We start from the raw sequence: 18,809 nt of genomic DNA on the forward strand, positions 1-18,809 counted from the left end.
ATGGTCAATCAGGTCCATGCCGTCGCAAACCCTGTGCCAAATACGCACTCACAAAGGTTGGGCGCAGGGTCAGGAGCATGCAGGCGCCGAGCAGCATCTGCGCAGCGTACAGGACAAGGGGAAAAGCAGTGTCATCCCGAGCTACAGGGGAACAATGGAGCTAGGCTCGGCCACTGCCGGCAGAAACGAAAAAAGGGTCCCGAATGGGACCCTTTTTCGATTAGCTACAGACCTTTGAGAATCTGTAGCTCTATGTTTGGAGCGGGAAACGAGACTCGAACTCGCGACCCCGACCTTGGCAAGGTCGTGCTCTACCAACTGAGCTATTCCCGCAAATGGCGTCCCCTAGGGGACTCGAACCCCTGTTACCGCCGTGAAAGGGCGGTGTCCTAGGCCACTAGACGAAGGGGACACGCTACCCGGAACACATGGTGTGTGTTTCGGTGTCCAGATCCGCATCCGAAGACTTGGTTCTGGTTTCACTCAGCACCGCCCGAAAGCAGTGCCGTTTAAAATTGGAGCGGGAAACGAGACTCGAACTCGCGACCCCGACCTTGGCAAGGTCGTGCTCTACCAACTGAGCTATTCCCGCATTGGCGTCCCCTAGGGGACTCGAACCCCTGTTACCGCCGTGAAAGGGCGGTGTCCTAGGCCACTAGACGAAGGGGACACACTACAACATTCACTCCCTGCCGCGTTTCGCTGTGTGCTTTACGCTGCAAGTGGCGCGCATTCTATGGATGGATTGGAGGGTCGTCAACCCCCTGATATAAATTTATTTAAATCAATGACTTCGGGGTGGTTTGCGAGCCCTTTCGGGCATTTGTGCAGCCTGTGCCTTGACGCCTATATTCTGACACTCGACAAGACGCTATAGTCCACATCCTTAGGTGATGGCAATATGAAACCAGCCAGACATTTCCTATATAAGCAGAGAATCGGCCTGTTTCTGCTCGTCGACCTGCGCTAGGCGCCCCAAGGCTAAGTCACTACACTCGCCACTCGTACGCGAACCCCAGAAAGAGGTCTTACACGGTGACACCACTCATGATCACCCTGCTAGTAGTAGCCGGGATCGTAATATTGATCGCCATTGGCTACATGAACCATGTGGTGGAAAACAACAAACTGGAAAAGGCCCGGACCAAGGTCGAACTCAATGACCGCCTGCGCCGCTGCGGCGAAATCACCGAGACCTTCCCCGGCCAGTTCATGTCGCCGGCGCTCAAGCTGCTGATAACCCGCCTGGAGCTCAACGTCGTTCAGCGTCTGTTGAACCTGAACAAGTCCGATACCGCCCTCAAGGCGCGTATCGCCGAGTTGAACGCGCTGGTCGGCCAGGGCGAATCGATTCCGGTCAACAACCCGCCCTGCCCGATCCAGACCGAAGCCAAGGCCAAGGACGTGCGCTTTCTCCTGGAAGCCCTGCATGGCCAGGTGACGCGCGCCGCCCAGGACGGTTTCCTGCCAGCCAACGAAGCCAAGCACTGGATCCGGGAAATCCGCCACATCCTGGTGCTGCTGCACATCGAGTTCTTCAACAACCTCGGCCAGTACGCCCTGCAGCAGGAACAACCCGGCCAGGCGCGCCTGGCGTTCGAGCGCGGCGTGCAGTACCTGCGCAAGCAACCGGACCCGGCGGTCTATCGGGAACAGCTGGAGTACCTGGAAAAACTCCTGGCCCGCTCCAACGCGATGGTGTTGACCAACACCCAGCCAGTCGAAGGCGAGGTCAACCAATTGACCGAAGGCCTGAAAGTGGTCGAAGCCGATGCCGACTGGAAGAAGAAAGCCATTTACGACTGACCGGTAACTGCCGCGCGAGCCACTCGCGCGGCACGGTCTATAAGGCTGCACCCCTGGCGGCGCAGCCTGTAGCAAGCACCCGCGGCATTACAACCGGAAATGCCCGACCATCCCCCTCAACTCCGCCCCCAGCTGCGCCAGCTCGATGCTCGACGCCGCATTGCCCTGCATGGCCAGTGACGACTGATCGGCGCTGGCGCGGATGCTGGTGACGCTGCGATTGATCTCTTCGGCGACCGAACTCTGTTGCTCGGCGGCCGCGGCGATCTGCTGGTTCATCTGCTGAATCAGCGACACCGCCGTGGCAATGCTGCCCAGCGCGCTTTCGGTCTGCAGCGCATCGCTGACCGCCAGCTTGACCAGTTCGCCGCTGCTCTGGATCTGCTGCACCGAGGACTGCGCCGCCGAACGCAGGGCACTGACCAGGCGCTCGATCTCCTCGGTGGATTGCTGGGTGCGCTTGGCCAGGGCCCGCACTTCGTCGGCAACCACCGCGAAGCCCCTGCCCTGCTCGCCGGCGCGCGCCGCTTCGATGGCCGCGTTCAGCGCCAGCAGGTTGGTCTGCTCGGCGACACTCTTGATCACGCCGAGCACGGTGCCGATGTTCTGGATCTCGGCGCTGAGGCTTTCGATGCTGGAGCTGGCACTGGTGGCCGAATCCGCCAACTGCTCGATGCGCTGCATGCTCTGGCGCACCACCTGCTGGCCGCTTTCGACCTTGTCGTCGGCAGTCTGCGCCGCCTGCGCGGCTTCTTCGGCGTTGCGCGCAACGTCGTGCACGGTGGCGGTCATCTGGTTCATCGCTGTCGCCACCTGCTCGGTTTCTTCCTTCTGGCTGCTGACTTCCAGATTGGTCTGCTCGGTCACCGCCGACAGCGACTGGGCGGAGCTGGCCAACTGCTCGATGCCCGCCTGCAGGCCGCTGACAATACCGCTCAGGCCGCTGCCCATCTGCTGCATGGCCAGCATCAGCTGGCCGATTTCATCCCGGCGCGTCACCTCCACCGTCGCGCTCAGGTCGCCGGCGGCGATCTGCTGCGCCACGCGCATCACGCTGCGCAACGGAGTGACGATCAAGCGGGTAATGATCCAGGCCGCCAACACGCCCACCAGCAATGCCAGGGCCGAGGAAGCGATGATCAGCAGCGAGTTCTTTTTCAGCTCCGCCTGCATCGACTGATCCTGCGCGTCGTACGCCTGGTCGACCCGCTCCATCACTTGCGCGGCGCGCTCGTGCAGCTGCTGATAGACCTTTTTCTCCTGCGTCAGCAAGCCAGTGTATTCGGCGAGTTTTTCACTGAAGCCACCTATATGCCCGACCACTTCGTTGAGTACGGTCTGATAACCGGCATCCTTGACCACAGTCTTGAGCTGCTCGGCCTGGGCCAGGGCCTGGTCGGCCTGCTCGATCTTGCCCTGTTCGACCTCCTCCTCACCCTTGCGGCTCTGGTCCAGGCGCACCCGGGCTTCGTTCATGGCTTGCAGCATCAGGCGCGAAACCTGGCTGACCTGACTGGCCTGCTCGACGAACTCGCTGCCCTCCTTGCCGGCGGATTCCTTGAGCGTATAGGTGCCGTCATCGGCCAGACCGGCCTGCAGCACGTCGAGGTTGTTGGCCACGCTGGACACCGACCAACTGGCCATTTCCAACGCCAGGTCCTTGGCCTGGGTCAGCTCGACGAACTCGTCGAAGGCCTTGCGGTAGGCCCCCAGCGCCTGCTCGACGTCGGTCATTACCGGCACGTTCGCCGCCGAGCGCTCCTTGAGCTGCGCCGCCAGGCCCAGCAGGCCATCGACGCCCTCGTGCAAGGCGTCCGCGGTTTTTGCGTCGCCGTGCAAGGCATAGTTCTGCTCGAGCAGGCGGACCTTGAGCAGGCCGCTGTTGAGCGACGACATCTGCTTGAGGCCATCGAAACGCTGGCTGATGGTCTGCAGGGACCAGACGCCTATGGCGGCCACCAGCGCCGTCAGAAGCAGCACCAGGGTGAAACCGACACCCAGTTTTTTCGCCATGCCGAGGTTGGCAAAACGTCCGTTCGTGGCCGAATTCATTGCGCTCAGTCCCCTTCCAGTCCCCAATGGCGACAGGGCCATTGTCCAGTTTTGCAGGTTCGCAACGGGCTGTACTGGAGCACAAGTCTCTGGCGTCGGAATAATGGCAAAAAGCTACGTCCAGGTCGTTTTCAGAATGGTCGAGGTCGATCCGGTACAACCCTGGCAATGCTCGCTCACCAGGGCTGTCCATAAGGGAGGCCAGCGTCAGATGGCGGTGGCGCCACCGTCGACCGCCAGCGCATGGCCGGTGGTGAAGGCCGCGCCGTCGCTGCACAGATACAGTACCGCGCTGGCGATTTCCTCGACCTTGCCGATCCGCCCGACCGGGTGCATGGCCGCGGCGAATTCGGCTTTCTTCGGATCGGCCTCGTAGGCACGGCGGAACATATCGGTATCGATCACCGCCGGGCATACCGCGTTGACCCGGATTTTCTTCTTCGCGTACTCGATGGCCGCTGACTTGGTCAGGCCGATCACCGCGTGCTTGGAGGCGGCATAGATGCTCATCTTCGGCGCCGCGCCAAGGCCGGCCACCGATGCAGTGTTGACAATGGCCCCGCCGCCCTGGGCGAGCATCAGCGGCAATTGGTGTTTCATGCACAGCCAGACGCCCTTGACGTTGACCCCCATAATCGCGTCGAACTCATCCAGGGTGCCGTCCGCCAGCTTGCCCTTCTCGATTTCGATTCCGGCATTGTTGAAGGCATAGTCGAGGCGGCCGTAGCTGCTCACCACCTGGGCCATCAGGTTCTGCACATCCGCCTCGTCGGTGACGTTGCAACGCACGAACGACGCCTCGCCACCGGCGGCGCGAATCAATTGCACCGTGCCTTCGCCACCGGCGACGTCCAGGTCAGCCGCCACCACTTTCAGCCCCTGCGCGGCGAAAGCCAGGGCCGTGGCCCGGCCAATACCCGCCGCTGCGCCGGTGACCAAAACGACCTGGCCGGAAAACGTCATGCTCATGGTGATGCCCTCGATGGAATGCATGGATCGGATTGGGCCAGTCTAGGCACAGGCATTGGCAGCGCGGCAGCACTATCAGAGGGCCGGTTGCCCACTTATCCGCCATGGTGATGAAGGCCCCCATGCGACCATCACGCCTCTGGATCGACAGCTATTCGCTACAGTGGCAAACCTTGCGACATCAGGGCTGAAGGTCTATCAACTAGGGTTCCATTGATCCTCGAGTGCCTGCCATGACCACCCAGACCAATCGCCAGTTTCTGCTCGCCAAACGCCCGGTGGGTGCGGCGACCCGCGAAACCTTCACCTACCAGCAGGTTCCCGTCGGCGAACCGGCGGCTGGGCAGATCCTGGTGAAGAACCAATACCTGTCCCTCGACCCGGCCATGCGCGGCTGGATGAACGAAGGCAAGTCCTATATCCCGCCGGTGGCCATCGGTGAAGTGATGCGCGCCCTGGGCGTGGGCCAGGTGATCGCCTCGAACAACCCCGGCTTCGCCGTCGGCGACTACGTCAATGGTGCCCTGGGCGTGCAGGACTACTTCCTCGGCGAGCCCCGCGGCTTCTATAAGGTCGATCCGAAACTGGCGCCACTGCCGCGCTACCTGTCGGCCCTGGGCATGACCGGCATGACCGCCTATTTCGCCCTGCTGGACGTCGGCGCGCCAAAAGCCGGTGAAACCGTGGTGCTGTCGGGCGCGGCCGGCGCGGTGGGCAGCATTGCCGGGCAGATCGCCAAGATCAAAGGCTGCCGGGTGGTCGGCATCGCCGGCGGCCAGGACAAATGCAAGTTCCTGATCGACGAACTGGGCTTCGACGGGGCCATCGACTACAAGAGCGAAGACATTCACGCCGGCCTCAAGCGCGAATGCCCGAAAGGCGTCGACGTGTATTTCGACAACGTCGGCGGCGACATTCTCGATGCCGTGCTCAGCCGCCTGAACTTCAAGGCCCGGGTGGTGATCTGCGGCGCCATCAGCCAGTACAACAATAAGGAAGCGGTCAAGGGCCCGGCCAACTACCTGTCGTTGCTGGTCAATCGCGCGCGCATGGAAGGTTTTGTGGTGATGGACTATGCGGCCCAGTTCGCCGCCGCCGGGCAGGAAATGGCCGGCTGGATGGCCAAGGGGCAGCTCAAGAGCAAGGAAGATATTGTCGAGGGGCTGGAGACTTTCCCGGAAACGCTGGCCAAGCTGTTCAGCGGCGAGAACTTCGGCAAGCTGGTGCTGAAGGTCGATTGATCATCGAGGGCTGAAACACATCGCGGGCAAGTCGGATCGCCGCCCGCTCGCTCCTACAGAGGAGCGAGGCTTACCCGCGATTGTCTCTACGGCTTACGCCAGCTCGGCCACCACGGCCGCCAGGGCCTTGGCCGGGTCCGCCGCCTGGCTGATCGGACGGCCGATCACCAGGTAATCGGAGCCGGCATCCAGCGCCTGGCGCGGGGTAAGGATGCGCCGCTGGTCGTCCTGGGCGCTGCCCGCCGGACGAATCCCCGGGGTCACCAGTTGCAGCGACGGGTGCGCGGCCTTCAGCGCCTGGGCTTCCAGGGCCGAGCAGACCAGGCCGTCCATGCCGGCCTTTTCCGCCAGGGCGGCCAGGCGCAGCACCTGCTCCTGCGGCTCGATATCCAGGCCGATGCCGGCCAGGTCTTCACGCTCCATGCTGGTCAGCACGGTCACGCCGATCAGCAGCGGTTTCGGGCCGCTGCGCTGGTCGAGCACTTCGCGGCAGGCCGCCATCATGCGCAAGCCGCCGGAGCAGTGCACATTGACCATCCACACGCCCATCTCCGCGGCGGCCTTGACGGCCATCGCGGTGGTGTTGGGGATGTCATGGAATTTCAGGTCGAGGAAGACCTCAAAACCCTTGTCGCGCAGGGTGCCGACGATTTCCGAAGCGCAACTGGTGAACAGTTCCTTGCCGACTTTGACCCGGCACAGCTTGGGGTCCAGCTGATCGGCCAGTTTCAGTGCGGCGTCACGGGTAGGAAAGTCCAGGGCGACGATGATAGGAGTCTGGCAAGCGGACATGAAGGGGCTCTCAGGCAAGTCGAAATCGGCGCGGATTGTAGCGCAAGCGACGCCGCTCCGGGACCCGATGATCGGTAATTCATCGCCAACGGCAGCTCCCGTATCGATAAAACCGCGCAAATGCCCGAGCCTGGCGGCAATTGTGTCGAGCCCGATACACTCCCGACACTCCGACAACAACCAGCCCGGCTACCCTCGCCAGCCGCAACACTCCCGAACAGCACTTCCAGCCCCAGGGCCGGACGCCTATGCTGAAGCCACCACCTCGCCGCCCATCTTTGTGGTTGGCAGCCTACCTGGCAGACGATCGCACGCATGCAGACTATTCCAGCTCCCCTCAATGACGATCAGAAAGCACCTGGCACGGGTGACGACAAGCGCTGGAACACCCGGGCGCTGATCGTCGACGACGACGTACCGATCCGCGAACTGCTGATCGACTACCTGGCCCGCTTCAATATCCACGCCACCGGCGTGACCGACGGAGCGGCGATGCGCCAGGCCTTGCAGGCGGAACACTTCGACGTGGTGGTGCTCGACCTGATGCTGCCCGGCGAAGACGGCCTGTCCCTGTGCCGCTGGCTGCGCACCGAGTCGGACATCCCGATCCTGATGCTCACCGCCCGCTGCGAGCCCACCGACCGGATCATCGGCCTGGAACTGGGGGCCGACGACTACATGGCCAAGCCCTTCGAGCCCCGGGAGCTGGTGGCGCGGATCCAGACCATCCTGCGCCGGGTCCGCGACGACCGCACCGAGCAGCGGGCCAATATCCGCTTCGACAACTGGCGCCTGAACAGCGTGCTGCGCCAGTTGATCTCCGCCGACGGCCTGGTGGTGCCGCTGTCCAACGCCGAGTTCCGCCTGCTCTGGGTGTTCATCGAACGCCCGCGCCGGGTGCTGAGCCGCGAACAGTTGCTGGACGCCGCCCGCGGCCGCTCCATCGAAGCCTTCGATCGCAGCATCGACCTGCTGGTCTCGCGCCTGCGGCAGAAGCTCGGCGACGACCCGAAATCGCCGCAGCTGATCAAGACCGTGCGCGGTGAAGGCTACCTGTTCGACGCCCGAGACATCGGCTGATGCGTGGGCGCTTCGATACGCTGTTCGGCCGCCTGTTCGGGGTGTTGCTGATCGCGATCGTGCTCGCCCACCTGCTCGCCTTCTTCTGGTTCCGCCTCTACGGCCCGCCACCTCCGCCGCCGCGCCCGCCGGCCAGCGAATTCAGCGGCCAGCCACCGGCCCCCGATAACAGGCATTTCGAACGCCGGCCGCCCCGCCACTGGTTCGGCGGGCCGATCGTGCCGCTGACCTTCCAGTTCATCTCGCTGATCATCGCCGCCTGGTACGGCGCCAAGCTGCTGACCCGGCCGATCCAGCGCCTGAGCGACGCCGCCGAGCGCCTCAGCGAAGACCTTGACAGCCCGCCGCTGGACGAGTCCGGCCCGCGGGAAGCGCGGCAGGCGGCCCACACCTTCAACCTGATGCAGCAGCGCATCCGCGAGCAGGTCAAGCAGCGCGGGCGCATGCTCGGCGCGGTTTCCCATGACCTGCGCACGCCCTTGTCGCGCCTCAAGCTGCGGCTGGAACAGATCGAAGACCACAAGCTGCAGGGGCAGATGAGCCAGGACCTCGACGACATGATCAGCATGCTCGACGCGACCCTGAGCTACCTGCACGAACAGCGCACCAGCGAGGCCCTGCAGTGGATGGACGTGCAGGCACTGGTGGAATCGCTCTGTGAAAACGCCCAGGACCAGGGCGCCGACGTGCAGACCAGCGGCCATTGCGCGCCTCTGCAGGTGCAACCGATGGCGCTGCGTTCCTGCCTGAACAATCTGCTGGACAATGCCCTGCGCTATGCCGGGCATGCCCGCATCAGCCTGCAGGACAGTCGCGAACAGGTGCTGATCCGGGTCATCGACCATGGCCCGGGCATCGCCGAAGACCAGCGCGAAGCGGTGTTCGAACCCTTCTATCGGCTGGAAGGCTCGCGCAACCGCAACTCCGGCGGCGTAGGCCTGGGCATGACCATCGCCCGCGAGGCCGCCGAACGCCTGGGCGGGCAACTGCACCTGGAAGAAACCCCCGGCGGTGGCCTGACCACCGTGGTGCGCCTGCCCCGCGCCTGAACCGCCCGTGTGTACCGACCGGTACAAAGCTCACATACCCACGACACCTCGCCGCCCGAGGCTGCATAAGCCGGTACACCCACCGGCCTTATCCATCCGCAGGGAGTGAGCCCCATGATCGGTAGCGTCAGTAACTACTCGAGTTACATCAGCTCCAGCAGCACTACCACCCAAAACGCCCGCAGCCAGCAATTCCAGAAGGAACTGCTGGCCAAGCTCGACAGCAACAGCGACGGTTCGATCGATCAGGATGAGCTGAGCAGCGCCCTCTCGCAGAAAAGCAACGACGGCATCCTGGTCAGCCTGAGCAAAAATTTCAGTGATCTGGACAGTGACGACAGCGGCAGCCTGAGCAGCGAAGAAATGGCCGCCATGGCTCCGCCTCCGCCACCACCACGGGACCAGCCGCCAAGCACCGAACTGGCCGACGCCCTGATCAGCGCCCTGGACAGCGATGGCGACGGAGCGATCAGCAGCGACGAGCTGAGCAGCGGCCTGACCAATGCCGGTAGCAGCGCCGACAGCAACCAGATTTTCTCGGCCCTGGACAAGAACCAGGACGGCAGCGTCAGCCAGGATGAGCTGGTCGCCAGCCTCACCCCGCCACCACCGCCACCGCAGCAGGCCTCCAGTGATGAGCTGTTCAGCCAGCTCGACGCCGATGGCGACGGCACCATCAGCGCCGACGAGCTGACCAGCGCCCTGCAGGCCAGCACCGAGAACACCAGCACCGACACCAGCGCGGCCTTGCTCAAGGTGCTCGACAGTGACAGCAGCGGTGGCGTCACCAGCGACGAACTCAAGGCCGCCCTGCAGGCCGGCCGCGGCCAGGACAACGGCCCCCGCAACAGCAGCACCCAGAACGATCAGGCCCGGGTGACCGAAGCCCTGAGCCAGATGATCGCCAACCTGAGCCGGCAGTATCAGCTGGATAACGTGGCGAGCAGCGTCGGCGGCAGCATCAACGTCGCCGCCTGAGCGCTACAGGGGGAGAGCGGGCACGGATGCCCGCGTTCTGCATGAATCAGCGCTTGTCTTCGACCCGCGCCTGGCTGGCGCTCCAGTCGGTCAACAGGCTGTAGGCCACGGCCAGCAGGGTCGGGCCGATGAACAGGCCGATAAAGCCGAACGCGATCAGCCCGCCGAAGACCCCGAGCAGCACGATCACCAGCGGCAGGTTGCCGCCCCGGCTGATCAGGTAGGGTTTGAGCACGTTGTCGACGCCACTGATGATGAAGGTGCCCCAGATACCGAGGAACACCGCCATCCCGTATTCGCCCTTCCAGGCCAGCCAGGCGGTGGCTGGAATCCACACCAACGGCGGGCCCATGGGAATCAGGCTGAGCAGGAAGGTGACGATCCCCAGCACCAGCGCGCCCGGCACGCCGGCGATCAGGAACCCGATCAGGGCCAGGATCGCCTGGGCCGCTGCGGTGCCGATCACACCGTTAACCACCCGCTGCACCGTACCGGCCACCAGCTCGATGTAGTAACCGGCGCGGTCGCCGATCAGGCGCTCCAGCAGCCCATGGACGAACACCGCCAGGCGCGGCCCGTCGCGATAGAAGAAAAACACGAAGACGATGCTAAGGGTCAGTTCGAGAATCCCGCCACCGATCTGCGCGCTGCGGGCCAGCAACCAGTTGCCGACCTGCCCCAGGTAAGGCTTGACCGCCATCATCATCGCCGCGCCCTGCTGGTCGATGCTGTTCCACAGCCCCACCAGCCGTTCACCGACGAAAGGCACGCCAGCCAGCCAGCTCGGCGCTTCGGGCAGGCCATCGACCTGCACATCCTTGATAAAGGCGGTGGCATCGCGCACATGGTCGGCCAGGTTGAAGCCGAGCCAGACCAGCGGCGCCGCCACCAGCAGCATCCAGCCCAGGGTCAGCAAGGCCGCGGCCAGGGACTCGCGGCCATTGAGCCAGCGGGTCAGCAGGCGCATCAGCGGCCAGCTGGCAAACGCCAGGACCGCCCCCCAGAACAACGCGGACCAGAACGGCGCCATGACCCAGAAGCTGGCGCCGAACAGCACCAGCAGCAGGATCTGCACCAACAGGCGATCATTATTGAGCATGTAGGATCTCGAAAAAGGTCAACTCACCAAGCGTAGGCGAAAGGCGCATCGCCCGTTCGCCTACGCTCGTTCAATTAAGCAGTTCAGCGCAGCAGTTCAAGGCGCAAACCAGGCGCCTCACTGCCGCCGGTCTCCATGCGTGCCGCGCGCACGCCCTGGCCGATCAGGGCCTGGCGCCAGGCTTCGGCATTCGGCCCGGAAACACTGACCCGCAAGGTGGTGTCGAGGTTCAACCCGCGCGACAGCAAGGTCAGCCAGGTGGGCAGGGGTTCGCCGCCAAGCTTGGGCAGGTCCAGCTCGCCGGTGTCCTTGAGCTGGCGCAACAGGGTGGCCGAGGTCGGCAATAACTCGCCCAGGGGAGTACTGGCGTCGAATTGCTCGACATGCAGGTACGCCCGGCGATTGCCGCGGGTAATGCTGTACAGGGCCACCAGCGAATTGTCGTTGGGCGCTGCCAGGCGCAGCAGCAGGTAGGCCTGCTGGGCATCGGCGCCATACAGCTTGGCGTTGCCGAACACCTCGTTGGCCCACAGGCTGCTTTCCCCGCAATCCCGGGCCTGGCACCAGAACAACAGTTCGGCGCCCTGCCCCTGCAAGGCTTCGCGGGCGGCGGTAAAGGCCGCGGTCGAGGAATGCTCCGGCGGCAGCTCGTAGGTCACCGACGTCGCGGTACCGCGAGCGCCGACCTGGCCATCGAAACGCAGCTGGCCGCTGATCTTGCGGATCGACCCCATGGGATAGATCCGCTCCATCTCGGTCGCCGGGCGGTAGTCGACGATCTGCGCGTCAGGCATGCGCGGCACGATCGGCAAGTCCTGGCTGCCGGGCAAATCGGCGGCGAACAGCAAGGGGCTGGCACAGGACAACAGCAGGACACTGAATAAACGCATGGGTGCTCTCATCGGATCAGCATGGCCTGGGCGCCCTTGATGACACTGGCGTCATCCGTGCGCTGCGGAACCAGCAGCCCGCGCTGCACTGCCGGACGTGCCTCGAGAGTCGCCATCCAGCGTTGCAGGGCCGTCAGCCCTTCCACCGGAACCCCGGACCATTCATGGCCGCGCACCCAGGGAAAGGTGGCGATATCGGCAATGCTGTAGTCGCCGGCGAGGAATTCGACCTCCTGCAGACGGGTGTCGAGCACCTCGTACAGGCGCCGGGTTTCATGCTGGTAACGATCGATGGCGCCCTGGAGCTTTTCCGGGAAATAACGGAAGAACACATTGGCCTGGCCCTGCATCGGGCCGATGCCACCCATCTGGAACATCAGCCACTGGATCGCCCGGGAACGGCCCTTGGGATCCTTGGGCAGTAGCTGCCCGCTGAGTTCAGCCAGATAGATGAGAATCGCGCCGGACTCGAACACGGCGAAATCGCCGTTGGCGCGGTCGACAATCGCCGGAATCCGGCCATTGGGATTGATCTTGAGAAAGCCTGGAGCCTTTTGTTCCTTCTTGTCGAAACTCAGGGCATGCACCGTATAAGGCAGGCCGAGTTCCTCGAGCACGATAGAGACCTTGTGGCCATTCGGGGTCGCAGCGGTGTAGAGATCTATCATGGTTGTCTCCCATTTCAACCCGCCCAGCCTCGACAGTTGCCCGCTGCAAGTCAAGAAACGGCGAAAAACCTATTGAAACAGTCTGCAACAAGGGTGGCACCGGCTTCGTCGTTCAGGTGCAGGTGATGGCCGCCGGGCAGCTGTTCCCGGCTAAAGGGTAGCCGCTCCAGCAACTCCGGGTGCTTGGCCAGCATGCCGTCGGCCGCCACCACCAGATGGGCCGGACAGGCCAGGCGCTGGACGAAGGTCATGGCCTGCTCCTGGGTCAGGCGCAATGGCGAAGCCAGGGTCAGGCGGCTGTCGCTGCGCCAGGTGTAGCCGCCCGGGACCGGCATCAGGCCGCGTTGCGCGAGCAGTTCGGCGGCTTCGCGGCTGACCGCGACCAAGCCCTTCATCCGTGCCTCGATGGCGCGGTCCAGGCTGGCGTAGACCGGCTTGCGCTTTTCCCGCAGGTCCAACTGGGCCTGCAGGGCCATGCCCATGCGCTCGGCGGCATTCTCACCGGCGGCGGTCGGCGGAATCACCCCGTCGATCAGCGCCAGGTGGCTCACCCGCTCGGGCAACGAGCCGGCCAGCACCAGCGAGACGATCGCGCCCAGGGAATGCCCGAGCAGGCCAAAACGTTTCCAGCCCAACTGCTCGGCGACCTGCAACACGTCATACACGTAATCCCAGAGCGCATAACTGGCACCCAGGGGACGGTGTCCGGAATGGCCATGTCCGGCCATGTCCAAGGCGACGATGCGCAGGCCACGCAACCTGGGCGCCAGCCGCGCGAAGCTGTTGGCGTTGTCCAGCCAGCCGTGCAAGGCAATGACCGGCAAGCCATCCTCGGGGCCGAACAGATGCGCCGCCAGCTCGATATGCGGCAGGCTCAGGCGGACTTCTTCCACCGCAGCGCTCATGCGCAGCTCCGTTCGGCGCGGGCTTCCCAGCGGCTGAAGAGGTTCTTCAGCAGGGCCGCGGTGTCCTGTGGGCGCTCCAGCGGGAACATATGTCCGCCCGGCATGCTCAGGGATTCGCCATGGGGCATGCGCCCGACGCTGCTGGCGTGGTGCTTCATCACCACCCGGCTCTGCCGCCCGCGCACCACCGCCAGCGGCACCTTCAACTGCCGGGGGCGGCCCGGGCTGGTGTGCGGCACGCCGCGATAGATGCTGATCTCGGTGGCCGGATCAAAACGCAGCCGCAAACGGCCGTCGACCTGATGCAGGCCGTGTTGCAGGTAGGCGTCGAAACACTCGGGGTCGAAGCCGCGAAACAGGGTCTTGCCGGCAAAGTAGTTGCGCGCCGATTCCAGGTCGCTGAACTCCTCGCGCCGGCCCAGGGTCCGGCCGGCGGGGGTCAGGCGGTCGATAAAACCGAAACGCTTGGCGGCGCGAATCACCCATTGATCGGCGCGGGTCAGCACCGGCGAATCGAGCATCACCACCCCGCGATACAGCTCCGGGCAACGCAGCGCCGCATGCAAATGCAGGACGCCACCGAAGGAATGGCCGACGCCCCACACCGGCTCGGCCTGCTGTTGCAGATGGTGGATCAGTTCGTCCACCAGGTTCAGCCAGTTGTCGTCCGCCGGAAAGCGCGGATCGTGGGCGTGCTGCTGCAAATGCGCCACTTGATATTCAGGCGCCAGGGCGGCGAACAACTTGCCGTAGGTCCCCGAGGGAAACCCGTTGGCGTGAGCGAAAAACACCTGTTGCGACATACCGGCTAACTCATGAACAAAAAACGATGGCTGATTGTCCGCACGCCATTCCCCGACGGCAATGACAGTAACGGTCAAGAATGATGACACTCCGCTTCAGCCTATGGGTACTACTCAACGTACCGGCGGCATCTGCCCCAGCGGCACCACGGCCATGGTCAGGCGCGATACGCAGCTGGCCTTGCCTTCGTCGCTGCTCAGGCGAATATCCCAGACATGGGTGGTACGCCCGAGATGAATCGCCCTGGCCACCGCCGTCACCCGCCCGGAACGCAGGCCGCGCAGATGGTTGGCGTTGATCTCCAGGCCCACGCAGTAGAACTTGCTGGCGTCGATGCACAGGTAGCTGGCCATGGAACCGACCGTTTCCGCCAGCACCACCGAGGCACCGCCATGCAGCAGGCCATAGGGCTGGTGGGTGCGATGGTCGACCACCATGCTGGCGGTCAGGGATTCGTCGTCGAAGGACTCGAAGCGGATATCCAGCACCTCACCGATGGTGTTTTTCTGGATCGCGTTCAGTTGCTCGATGTTCGGGGTGGTACGCCATAGGCTCATCACTGCATCCTTTAGGGTGGTTATCCGCACTCAATCCTGCCACAGCACCGCTTCGGAGCGCTCGCTCCACTCTTTGAAGCGCTCGCCGTAGGCGGCTTCGATGACATTGCGCTTGATCTTCAGGGTCGGGGTCAGAAAGCCGTTTTCCACCGCCCAACTGTCCTTCACCACCACCAGGCGGTGCAAGCGTTCATGTTTGTCGAGCGCGCCGTTGACCTCATCGAGAAGGCTTTCCAGGCTCGCATGCAAGCCGCCACGGGCACCGCCGGAGGCGTCCTGCAAACCGGCCGCGGACAACACGCACAGGCCCAGCGGCGCACTCAGGCCATCGCCGACCACGCACACCTGCTCGATCCGCGAATGCACCGCCAGCCGGTTCTCGATCGGCGCCGGGGCCACGTACTTGCCCTTGCTGGTCTTGAAGATTTCCTTGAGCCGCCCGGTCAGGCGCAGATTGCCGTCGGCGTCCTGCTCGCCCTTGTCGCCGGTGCGCAGGAAACCATCCGCGGTGACGGTTTCCGAGGTCTTCTGCGGGTCCTTGAAGTAGCCGAGCATGGTCGCCCCACTGCGCACCTGGACCTCTCCGGACTCGTCGATCCGCACCTCGACGTCCGGGCAGGGCCGGCCGATCCAGCCGGGTACATTCTGGCCGCTGCGACCGATGTGGGAATAACCGCAGCTTTCGGTCATGCCGTACACCTCCAGCACGTCGAGGCCCAGGCGCTGGTACCAGTTCAACAGGGTCTGCGGCACTGGCGCGGCACCGGACAAGGCGACCCGCAAGGCATCCAGCCCTAGCCCGGCCAGCACCTTGTGCCCGACCCGCTTGCCGATGAAGGGCAGGCCCAGCAGGAAGTCCAGGCGCTTGGCCGGAACCTTGCTGTACACGCCCATCTGGAACTTGGTCCAGATCCGCGGCACACCGAACAGCGCCGTGGGCCGCGCCCGCTGCAAGTCGGTGAGAAAGGTCTCCAGGCTCTCGGCGAAGAACACCGTCTGCCCGGTATAGATCGCCGCCAGCTCGACGAACATGCGCTCGGCCACATGGCACAGCGGCAGGTAGGACAGCAGCCGGTCGGTCGGCCCGAGGCCGAACAGCTGGGTGCCGCGCGTCGCCGCAAAACCCAGGGTGCCGAAGCTGTGCATCACGCCCTTGGGCAGGCCGGTGGTGCCCGAGGTGTAAATGATGGTCGCCAGTTGTTCGGCGGCGGGGTTGGGGTCGTCCTGGATCGGCGAACATTGCTGCAACTGGTCCCAGCTGAAGTCGAAGCGGCCTTCGGGGCAGATCGGCAGGCTGATGGTGGGCAGCCCGGGCTTCACGCCAGGGGCCATCGCCGGCCAGTCATCGAGCTTGCCGATGAACACCAGGGCCGACTCGGAATGCTCCAGCACCTGGGCCACCGAATCGGCGGTCAGGTTGGGATACAGGGGCACGGAAACATGACCGGCCATCCAGATCGCCAGGTCGGTGATGATCCAGTGGGCACAGTTCTTGGAAATGATCGCGACATGACTGCCCGGCGGCAGTTCGCGGGCGCGCAGCCAGTGGGCGGCGCAGCGGGCCTGGTGGCCGACATCGGCCCAGGTCAGCTCCTCGACCCGGCCACCACCCAGGGGCTGGACCAGGAAACGTTGGCGGGGATGACGAGCTTCGCGCTCGTAGAACACTTCCAGCGGCAAACGAAAAGCAGCAGACATGCGACTCGCTCCTTTGTTTTTGTTCTGATCGTGAGGCTAGCCAACCAAGCACTTGCTCGGGCGACTATTCCACGCACAAAGGAACGCTGCAAGTTAAGAAATGTAGCGAAAAGAACAGGCAGCCGGTAGGAGCGGAGCTTGCCCGCGATTGAGACGACGCGCACTGCCTGAAGCAGCGTGTCAGCTCAATCGCGGGCAAGCCTCGCTCCTACATCTCAGGGGCTCAGGGATTCTTGATACTGTTGAGGGTCATCAGGCCGGCCAGCGGCCAGTCGCCTTCGAGTTCCGCCAGGCCTGCGGTGTGCATCGGCTGGGGATTGCGCAGATGGCCGTACTGCAGGAAGCCGATCAGGTTGCCCACCAGCGGCTGGTGGCTGACCAGCAGCACGTTGTCCGCCGAGTCGAGCTGGGCGACCACCGACAGCGGGTTGTTGTCCGGCGTCAGCCAGGACACGGTGCGGATTTCCGCTTCGAAGCCCAGGGCTTCGCGCACCAGCTTTGCCGTCTGCTGCGCCCGCGCATAAGGGCTGGCGATGATCGCACTGAGCGGCTGGCCAATCAGGTGCGCGGCGCTGCGCAGCGCTTCCTGGCGGCCATGCTCGGTCAGGTTGCGCTCGGCGTCGCTGCGCGCATGGGGCTCGGCTTCACCGTGCCGCAACACCCAGAGCTTCACAGCTTGGGCTCCTCGTCACGGACCGGATGGGGCGCCGGTGGCACCACATGCGGCGCTTCGCCTTCAGGGACCCGCGGGGCCGGCCAGTCGGCGAACGGCCAGGGTTTCTGGTCGGTGTGAAAACTGCCGAAACGGCCGATCTGCGCCAGGAACTGGCTCAGGCTGTCGCCGAAGTTCATCAGGCTGGCACTCGGCGAGCCGTAGATCAGCCGGTAGATCAATTGCACCAGCACCAGCGCGCCGAGGATGAATTGCGCCACTTGCCAGACCAGCACGAACACCAGCATCCACAGCACACGCAGGAGGATGGATTCGTACTTGGCTTCGGAATTCGTATCGTTCATGTCTCGCTCCTGTCCTGCTCAGTTGAAACCACTGGTGGAAATAAAGTCGACATCGGTTTTCGGCTCGCCACGCATCAGCAACTCGATGACCTGATTCAGCGTGCGCCCCTCAAACAGGATGGCATGTAATCCGGCCACCAGCGGCATATATACGCCCACTTCCTGTGCCTTGACCTTGAGTACCTTGAGGGTGTTCACGCCTTCGGCCACCTCGCCGAGCCGGTCCACCGCCTCTTCCAGGCTCAGGCCCTCGCCTAGGGCGAAACCGACCTGATAGTTGCGGCTCTTGGGCGACGAGCAGGTGACGATCAGATCGCCGACCCCCGCCAGACCTAGGAAGGTCATAGGGTTGGCGCCCTGGCTGACGGCAAAACGGGTCATTTCCGCCAGCGCCCGGGTAATCAGCATGCTCTTGGTGTTTTCCCCCATGCCCAGCGCCACCGCCATGCCGGCGATGATCGCGTAGACGTTCTTCAACGCCCCGCCCAGCTCGACGCCGAAGCGGTCGGCGCTGGCATAGACGCGGAAGGTACGGCCATGCAGGGCCGCCTGCACGCGCTGGCAGAGCTCTTCGTCTTCGCTGGCGACCACGGTAGCGGTCAAGGCGTGTTCGGCCACTTCACGGGCCAGGTTCGGCCCGGACAGCACACCGATCCGTGCTTGCGGGGCGATGTCTTCGAGGATTTCGCTCATCAGCTTGAAGGTCTGCGCCTCGATGCCCTTGGTCAGGCTGACCAGCAGCTTGCCGGCGAGCAGCTGCGCATGGGGCGCCAGCACCGAGCGCAAGGCGCTGGAAGGCAAGGCGACAAAACACAGGTCACTGTCGTTCAGGGTGGCCAGCAGATCGGTCACCGGCTCCACCGCCGGATGAATCTTGATGCCTTTGAGGTAACGCGGATTCTCGCGATGAATGCGAATGGCCTCCGCCTGCTCCGGGTCACGCATCCACTGCCGCACCCGATGACCGTTCTCGGCCAGCAGATTGGCCACGGCGGTACCAAAACTTCCGCCTCCCAGGACCGCGATAGGGTGCTGTTCAGTCATATGCAATCCGTCAATCCATACAGTGGCGATGGCGGCATTATACGGGGCGGCCCTGCGGCGGCCAGCCCTGTGAACGATTAGGCACAAATGCCGGGAAAACACCGATTTGAACCTGGAATGTCGGGGTTATCGACTGGAAAAGCCGGTCATCTCGGTTAAC

The 18,809-nt window shown here is 64.0% G+C and carries 18 protein-coding genes, 4 tRNA genes and 1 pseudogene; 5 read left to right on the top strand and 18 right to left on the bottom strand.

The features are described 5' to 3' along the window. Positions 1-257: 257 nt before the first annotated feature. The 4 genes from J4D52_RS12255 to J4D52_RS12270 form a co-directional block, all read right to left on the bottom strand. Positions 258-333, bottom strand: a tRNA-Gly gene (locus tag J4D52_RS12255). A 3-nt stretch (positions 334-336) separates the two neighbouring features. Next, positions 337-412: transfer RNA gene (locus J4D52_RS12260), tRNA-Glu, on the bottom strand. A 104-nt stretch (positions 413-516) separates the two neighbouring features. After that, positions 517-592, bottom strand: a tRNA-Gly gene (locus J4D52_RS12265). A gap of 2 nt (positions 593-594) precedes the next feature. Next, a tRNA-Glu gene (locus tag J4D52_RS12270) sits at positions 595-670 on the bottom strand. Between the two features lie 365 nt (positions 671-1,035). Here J4D52_RS12270 and J4D52_RS12275 point away from each other — a divergent pair. Next, positions 1,036-1,806 carry a hypothetical protein gene (locus J4D52_RS12275; RefSeq protein ID WP_102676852.1) on the top strand — a complete coding sequence of 257 codons (771 nt, stop codon included), beginning with the start codon at positions 1,036-1,038 and terminating at the stop codon, positions 1,804-1,806. Positions 1,807-1,893: 87 nt separating this feature from the next. On the opposite strand, the gene J4D52_RS30750 is transcribed toward J4D52_RS12275, so the two are convergent. The 3 genes and pseudogenes from J4D52_RS30750 to J4D52_RS12285 form a co-directional block, all read right to left on the bottom strand. After that, positions 1,894-2,775 (bottom strand): methyl-accepting chemotaxis protein, encoded by an 882-nt coding sequence (locus tag J4D52_RS30750; RefSeq protein WP_371860290.1) that lies wholly within the window; start codon positions 2,773-2,775, stop codon positions 1,894-1,896. Between the two features lie 30 nt (positions 2,776-2,805). Continuing rightward, positions 2,806-3,900 (bottom strand): annotated as a pseudogene (locus J4D52_RS30755) (methyl-accepting chemotaxis protein); the annotation flags it as partial. 165 nt (positions 3,901-4,065) lie between these two features. Next, a complete protein-coding gene (locus J4D52_RS12285) occupies positions 4,066-4,827 on the bottom strand; it encodes an SDR family oxidoreductase (RefSeq protein ID WP_063429391.1) in 762 nt (253 codons plus the stop codon). A gap of 233 nt (positions 4,828-5,060) precedes the next feature. Between J4D52_RS12285 and J4D52_RS12290 the strand changes: the two genes are divergently transcribed. After that, positions 5,061-6,068, top strand: a complete 1,008-nt coding sequence (locus J4D52_RS12290) for an NADP-dependent oxidoreductase (protein WP_025805297.1) — start codon at positions 5,061-5,063, stop codon at positions 6,066-6,068. Positions 6,069-6,161: 93 nt separating this feature from the next. On the opposite strand, the gene pyrF is transcribed toward J4D52_RS12290, so the two are convergent. Beyond that, the gene (gene pyrF, locus J4D52_RS12295) at positions 6,162-6,860 is read right to left on the bottom strand and encodes an orotidine-5'-phosphate decarboxylase (protein WP_007931610.1); all 699 of its coding nucleotides are present in this window, start codon (positions 6,858-6,860) and stop codon (positions 6,162-6,164) included. Between the two features lie 315 nt (positions 6,861-7,175). Between pyrF and J4D52_RS12300 the strand changes: the two genes are divergently transcribed. From J4D52_RS12300 to xopAW, 3 genes are all read left to right on the top strand, one after another. Continuing rightward, positions 7,176-7,940, top strand: a complete 765-nt coding sequence (locus tag J4D52_RS12300; RefSeq protein ID WP_097302570.1) for a response regulator — start codon at positions 7,176-7,178, stop codon at positions 7,938-7,940. Further along, positions 7,940-8,989, top strand: coding sequence for a cell wall metabolism sensor histidine kinase WalK (locus tag J4D52_RS12305; RefSeq protein WP_102676854.1), 1,050 nt, complete (start codon positions 7,940-7,942; stop codon positions 8,987-8,989). Before J4D52_RS12300 ends, J4D52_RS12305 begins: the two co-directional genes overlap by 1 nt. 114 nt (positions 8,990-9,103) lie before the next feature. Further along, the gene (gene xopAW, locus J4D52_RS12310) at positions 9,104-9,967 is read left to right on the top strand and encodes a XopAW family type III secretion system calcium-binding effector (RefSeq protein ID WP_063429086.1); all 864 of its coding nucleotides are present in this window, start codon (positions 9,104-9,106) and stop codon (positions 9,965-9,967) included. A 46-nt stretch (positions 9,968-10,013) separates the two neighbouring features. Here xopAW and J4D52_RS12315 read toward each other — a convergent pair whose 3' ends face one another. The 10 genes from J4D52_RS12315 to J4D52_RS12360 all read right to left on the bottom strand — a co-directional run bounded on the left by J4D52_RS12315 (position 10,014) and on the right by J4D52_RS12360 (position 18,649). Then, a complete protein-coding gene (locus J4D52_RS12315; RefSeq protein WP_063429085.1) occupies positions 10,014-11,066 on the bottom strand; it encodes an AI-2E family transporter in 1,053 nt (350 codons plus the stop codon). An 83-nt stretch (positions 11,067-11,149) separates the two neighbouring features. Beyond that, the gene (locus J4D52_RS12320) at positions 11,150-11,956 is read right to left on the bottom strand and encodes a DUF4892 domain-containing protein (protein WP_063429083.1); all 807 of its coding nucleotides are present in this window, start codon (positions 11,954-11,956) and stop codon (positions 11,150-11,152) included. A gap of 8 nt (positions 11,957-11,964) precedes the next feature. After that, positions 11,965-12,624 carry a glutathione S-transferase family protein gene (locus J4D52_RS12325; protein WP_063429081.1) on the bottom strand — a complete coding sequence of 220 codons (660 nt, stop codon included), beginning with the start codon at positions 12,622-12,624 and terminating at the stop codon, positions 11,965-11,967. Positions 12,625-12,674: 50 nt separating this feature from the next. Further along, complete coding sequence (locus J4D52_RS12330) at positions 12,675-13,529, bottom strand: alpha/beta hydrolase (RefSeq protein WP_063429079.1); 855 nt, start codon at positions 13,527-13,529, stop codon at positions 12,675-12,677. Next, complete coding sequence (locus J4D52_RS12335) at positions 13,526-14,332, bottom strand: alpha/beta fold hydrolase (protein WP_025805285.1); 807 nt, start codon at positions 14,330-14,332, stop codon at positions 13,526-13,528. Before J4D52_RS12335 ends, J4D52_RS12330 begins: the two co-directional genes overlap by 4 nt. A gap of 114 nt (positions 14,333-14,446) precedes the next feature. Beyond that, positions 14,447-14,890, bottom strand: a complete 444-nt coding sequence (locus J4D52_RS12340; protein ID WP_063429077.1) for a hotdog fold thioesterase — start codon at positions 14,888-14,890, stop codon at positions 14,447-14,449. A 30-nt stretch (positions 14,891-14,920) separates the two neighbouring features. Then, positions 14,921-16,588 (bottom strand): AMP-binding protein, encoded by a 1,668-nt coding sequence (locus J4D52_RS12345; RefSeq protein ID WP_063429075.1) that lies wholly within the window; start codon positions 16,586-16,588, stop codon positions 14,921-14,923. 223 nt (positions 16,589-16,811) lie between these two features. After that, positions 16,812-17,261, bottom strand: a complete 450-nt coding sequence (gene sixA, locus J4D52_RS12350) for a phosphohistidine phosphatase SixA (protein WP_025805282.1) — start codon at positions 17,259-17,261, stop codon at positions 16,812-16,814. Then, a complete protein-coding gene (locus tag J4D52_RS12355) occupies positions 17,258-17,605 on the bottom strand; it encodes a DUF4389 domain-containing protein (protein ID WP_063429074.1) in 348 nt (115 codons plus the stop codon). Before J4D52_RS12355 ends, sixA begins: the two co-directional genes overlap by 4 nt. A gap of 18 nt (positions 17,606-17,623) precedes the next feature. Then, positions 17,624-18,649, bottom strand: a complete 1,026-nt coding sequence (locus J4D52_RS12360; RefSeq protein ID WP_025805281.1) for an NAD(P)H-dependent glycerol-3-phosphate dehydrogenase — start codon at positions 18,647-18,649, stop codon at positions 17,624-17,626. Between the last annotated feature and the right edge of the window lie 160 nt (positions 18,650-18,809).

This window comes from Pseudomonas sp. GW460-12-10-14-TSB1 (assembly GCF_017349775.1).
In the GTDB taxonomy this organism is placed as follows: Bacteria; Pseudomonadota; Gammaproteobacteria; order Pseudomonadales; family Pseudomonadaceae; genus Aquipseudomonas; species Aquipseudomonas piscium.

Excerpts from the sequence above, each read along its gene's own strand:
- J4D52_RS12285 (WP_063429391.1), bottom strand. The coding sequence starts at position 4,827 with ATGAGCATGACGTTTTCCGGCCAGGTCGTTTTGGTCACCGGCGCAGCG.
- J4D52_RS12360 (WP_025805281.1), bottom strand. The coding sequence starts at position 18,649 with ATGACTGAACAGCACCCTATCGCGGTCCTGGGAGGCGGAAGTTTTGGT.
- xopAW (WP_063429086.1), top strand. The coding sequence starts at position 9,104 with ATGATCGGTAGCGTCAGTAACTACTCGAGTTACATCAGCTCCAGCAGC.
- J4D52_RS12320 (WP_063429083.1), bottom strand. The coding sequence starts at position 11,956 with ATGCGTTTATTCAGTGTCCTGCTGTTGTCCTGTGCCAGCCCCTTGCTG.
- J4D52_RS12315 (WP_063429085.1), bottom strand. The coding sequence starts at position 11,066 with ATGCTCAATAATGATCGCCTGTTGGTGCAGATCCTGCTGCTGGTGCTG.
- J4D52_RS12305 (WP_102676854.1), top strand. The coding sequence starts at position 7,940 with ATGCGTGGGCGCTTCGATACGCTGTTCGGCCGCCTGTTCGGGGTGTTG.
- J4D52_RS12340 (WP_063429077.1), bottom strand. The coding sequence starts at position 14,890 with ATGAGCCTATGGCGTACCACCCCGAACATCGAGCAACTGAACGCGATC.
- J4D52_RS30750 (WP_371860290.1), bottom strand. The coding sequence starts at position 2,775 with ATGCTGGCCATGCAGCAGATGGGCAGCGGCCTGAGCGGTATTGTCAGC.
- pyrF (WP_007931610.1), bottom strand. The coding sequence starts at position 6,860 with ATGTCCGCTTGCCAGACTCCTATCATCGTCGCCCTGGACTTTCCTACC.
- J4D52_RS12300 (WP_097302570.1), top strand. The coding sequence starts at position 7,176 with ATGCAGACTATTCCAGCTCCCCTCAATGACGATCAGAAAGCACCTGGC.
- J4D52_RS12335 (WP_025805285.1), bottom strand. The coding sequence starts at position 14,332 with ATGTCGCAACAGGTGTTTTTCGCTCACGCCAACGGGTTTCCCTCGGGG.
- J4D52_RS12330 (WP_063429079.1), bottom strand. The coding sequence starts at position 13,529 with ATGAGCGCTGCGGTGGAAGAAGTCCGCCTGAGCCTGCCGCATATCGAG.
- J4D52_RS12290 (WP_025805297.1), top strand. The coding sequence starts at position 5,061 with ATGACCACCCAGACCAATCGCCAGTTTCTGCTCGCCAAACGCCCGGTG.
- J4D52_RS12345 (WP_063429075.1), bottom strand. The coding sequence starts at position 16,588 with ATGTCTGCTGCTTTTCGTTTGCCGCTGGAAGTGTTCTACGAGCGCGAA.
- J4D52_RS12355 (WP_063429074.1), bottom strand. The coding sequence starts at position 17,605 with ATGAACGATACGAATTCCGAAGCCAAGTACGAATCCATCCTCCTGCGT.
- J4D52_RS12325 (WP_063429081.1), bottom strand. The coding sequence starts at position 12,624 with ATGATAGATCTCTACACCGCTGCGACCCCGAATGGCCACAAGGTCTCT.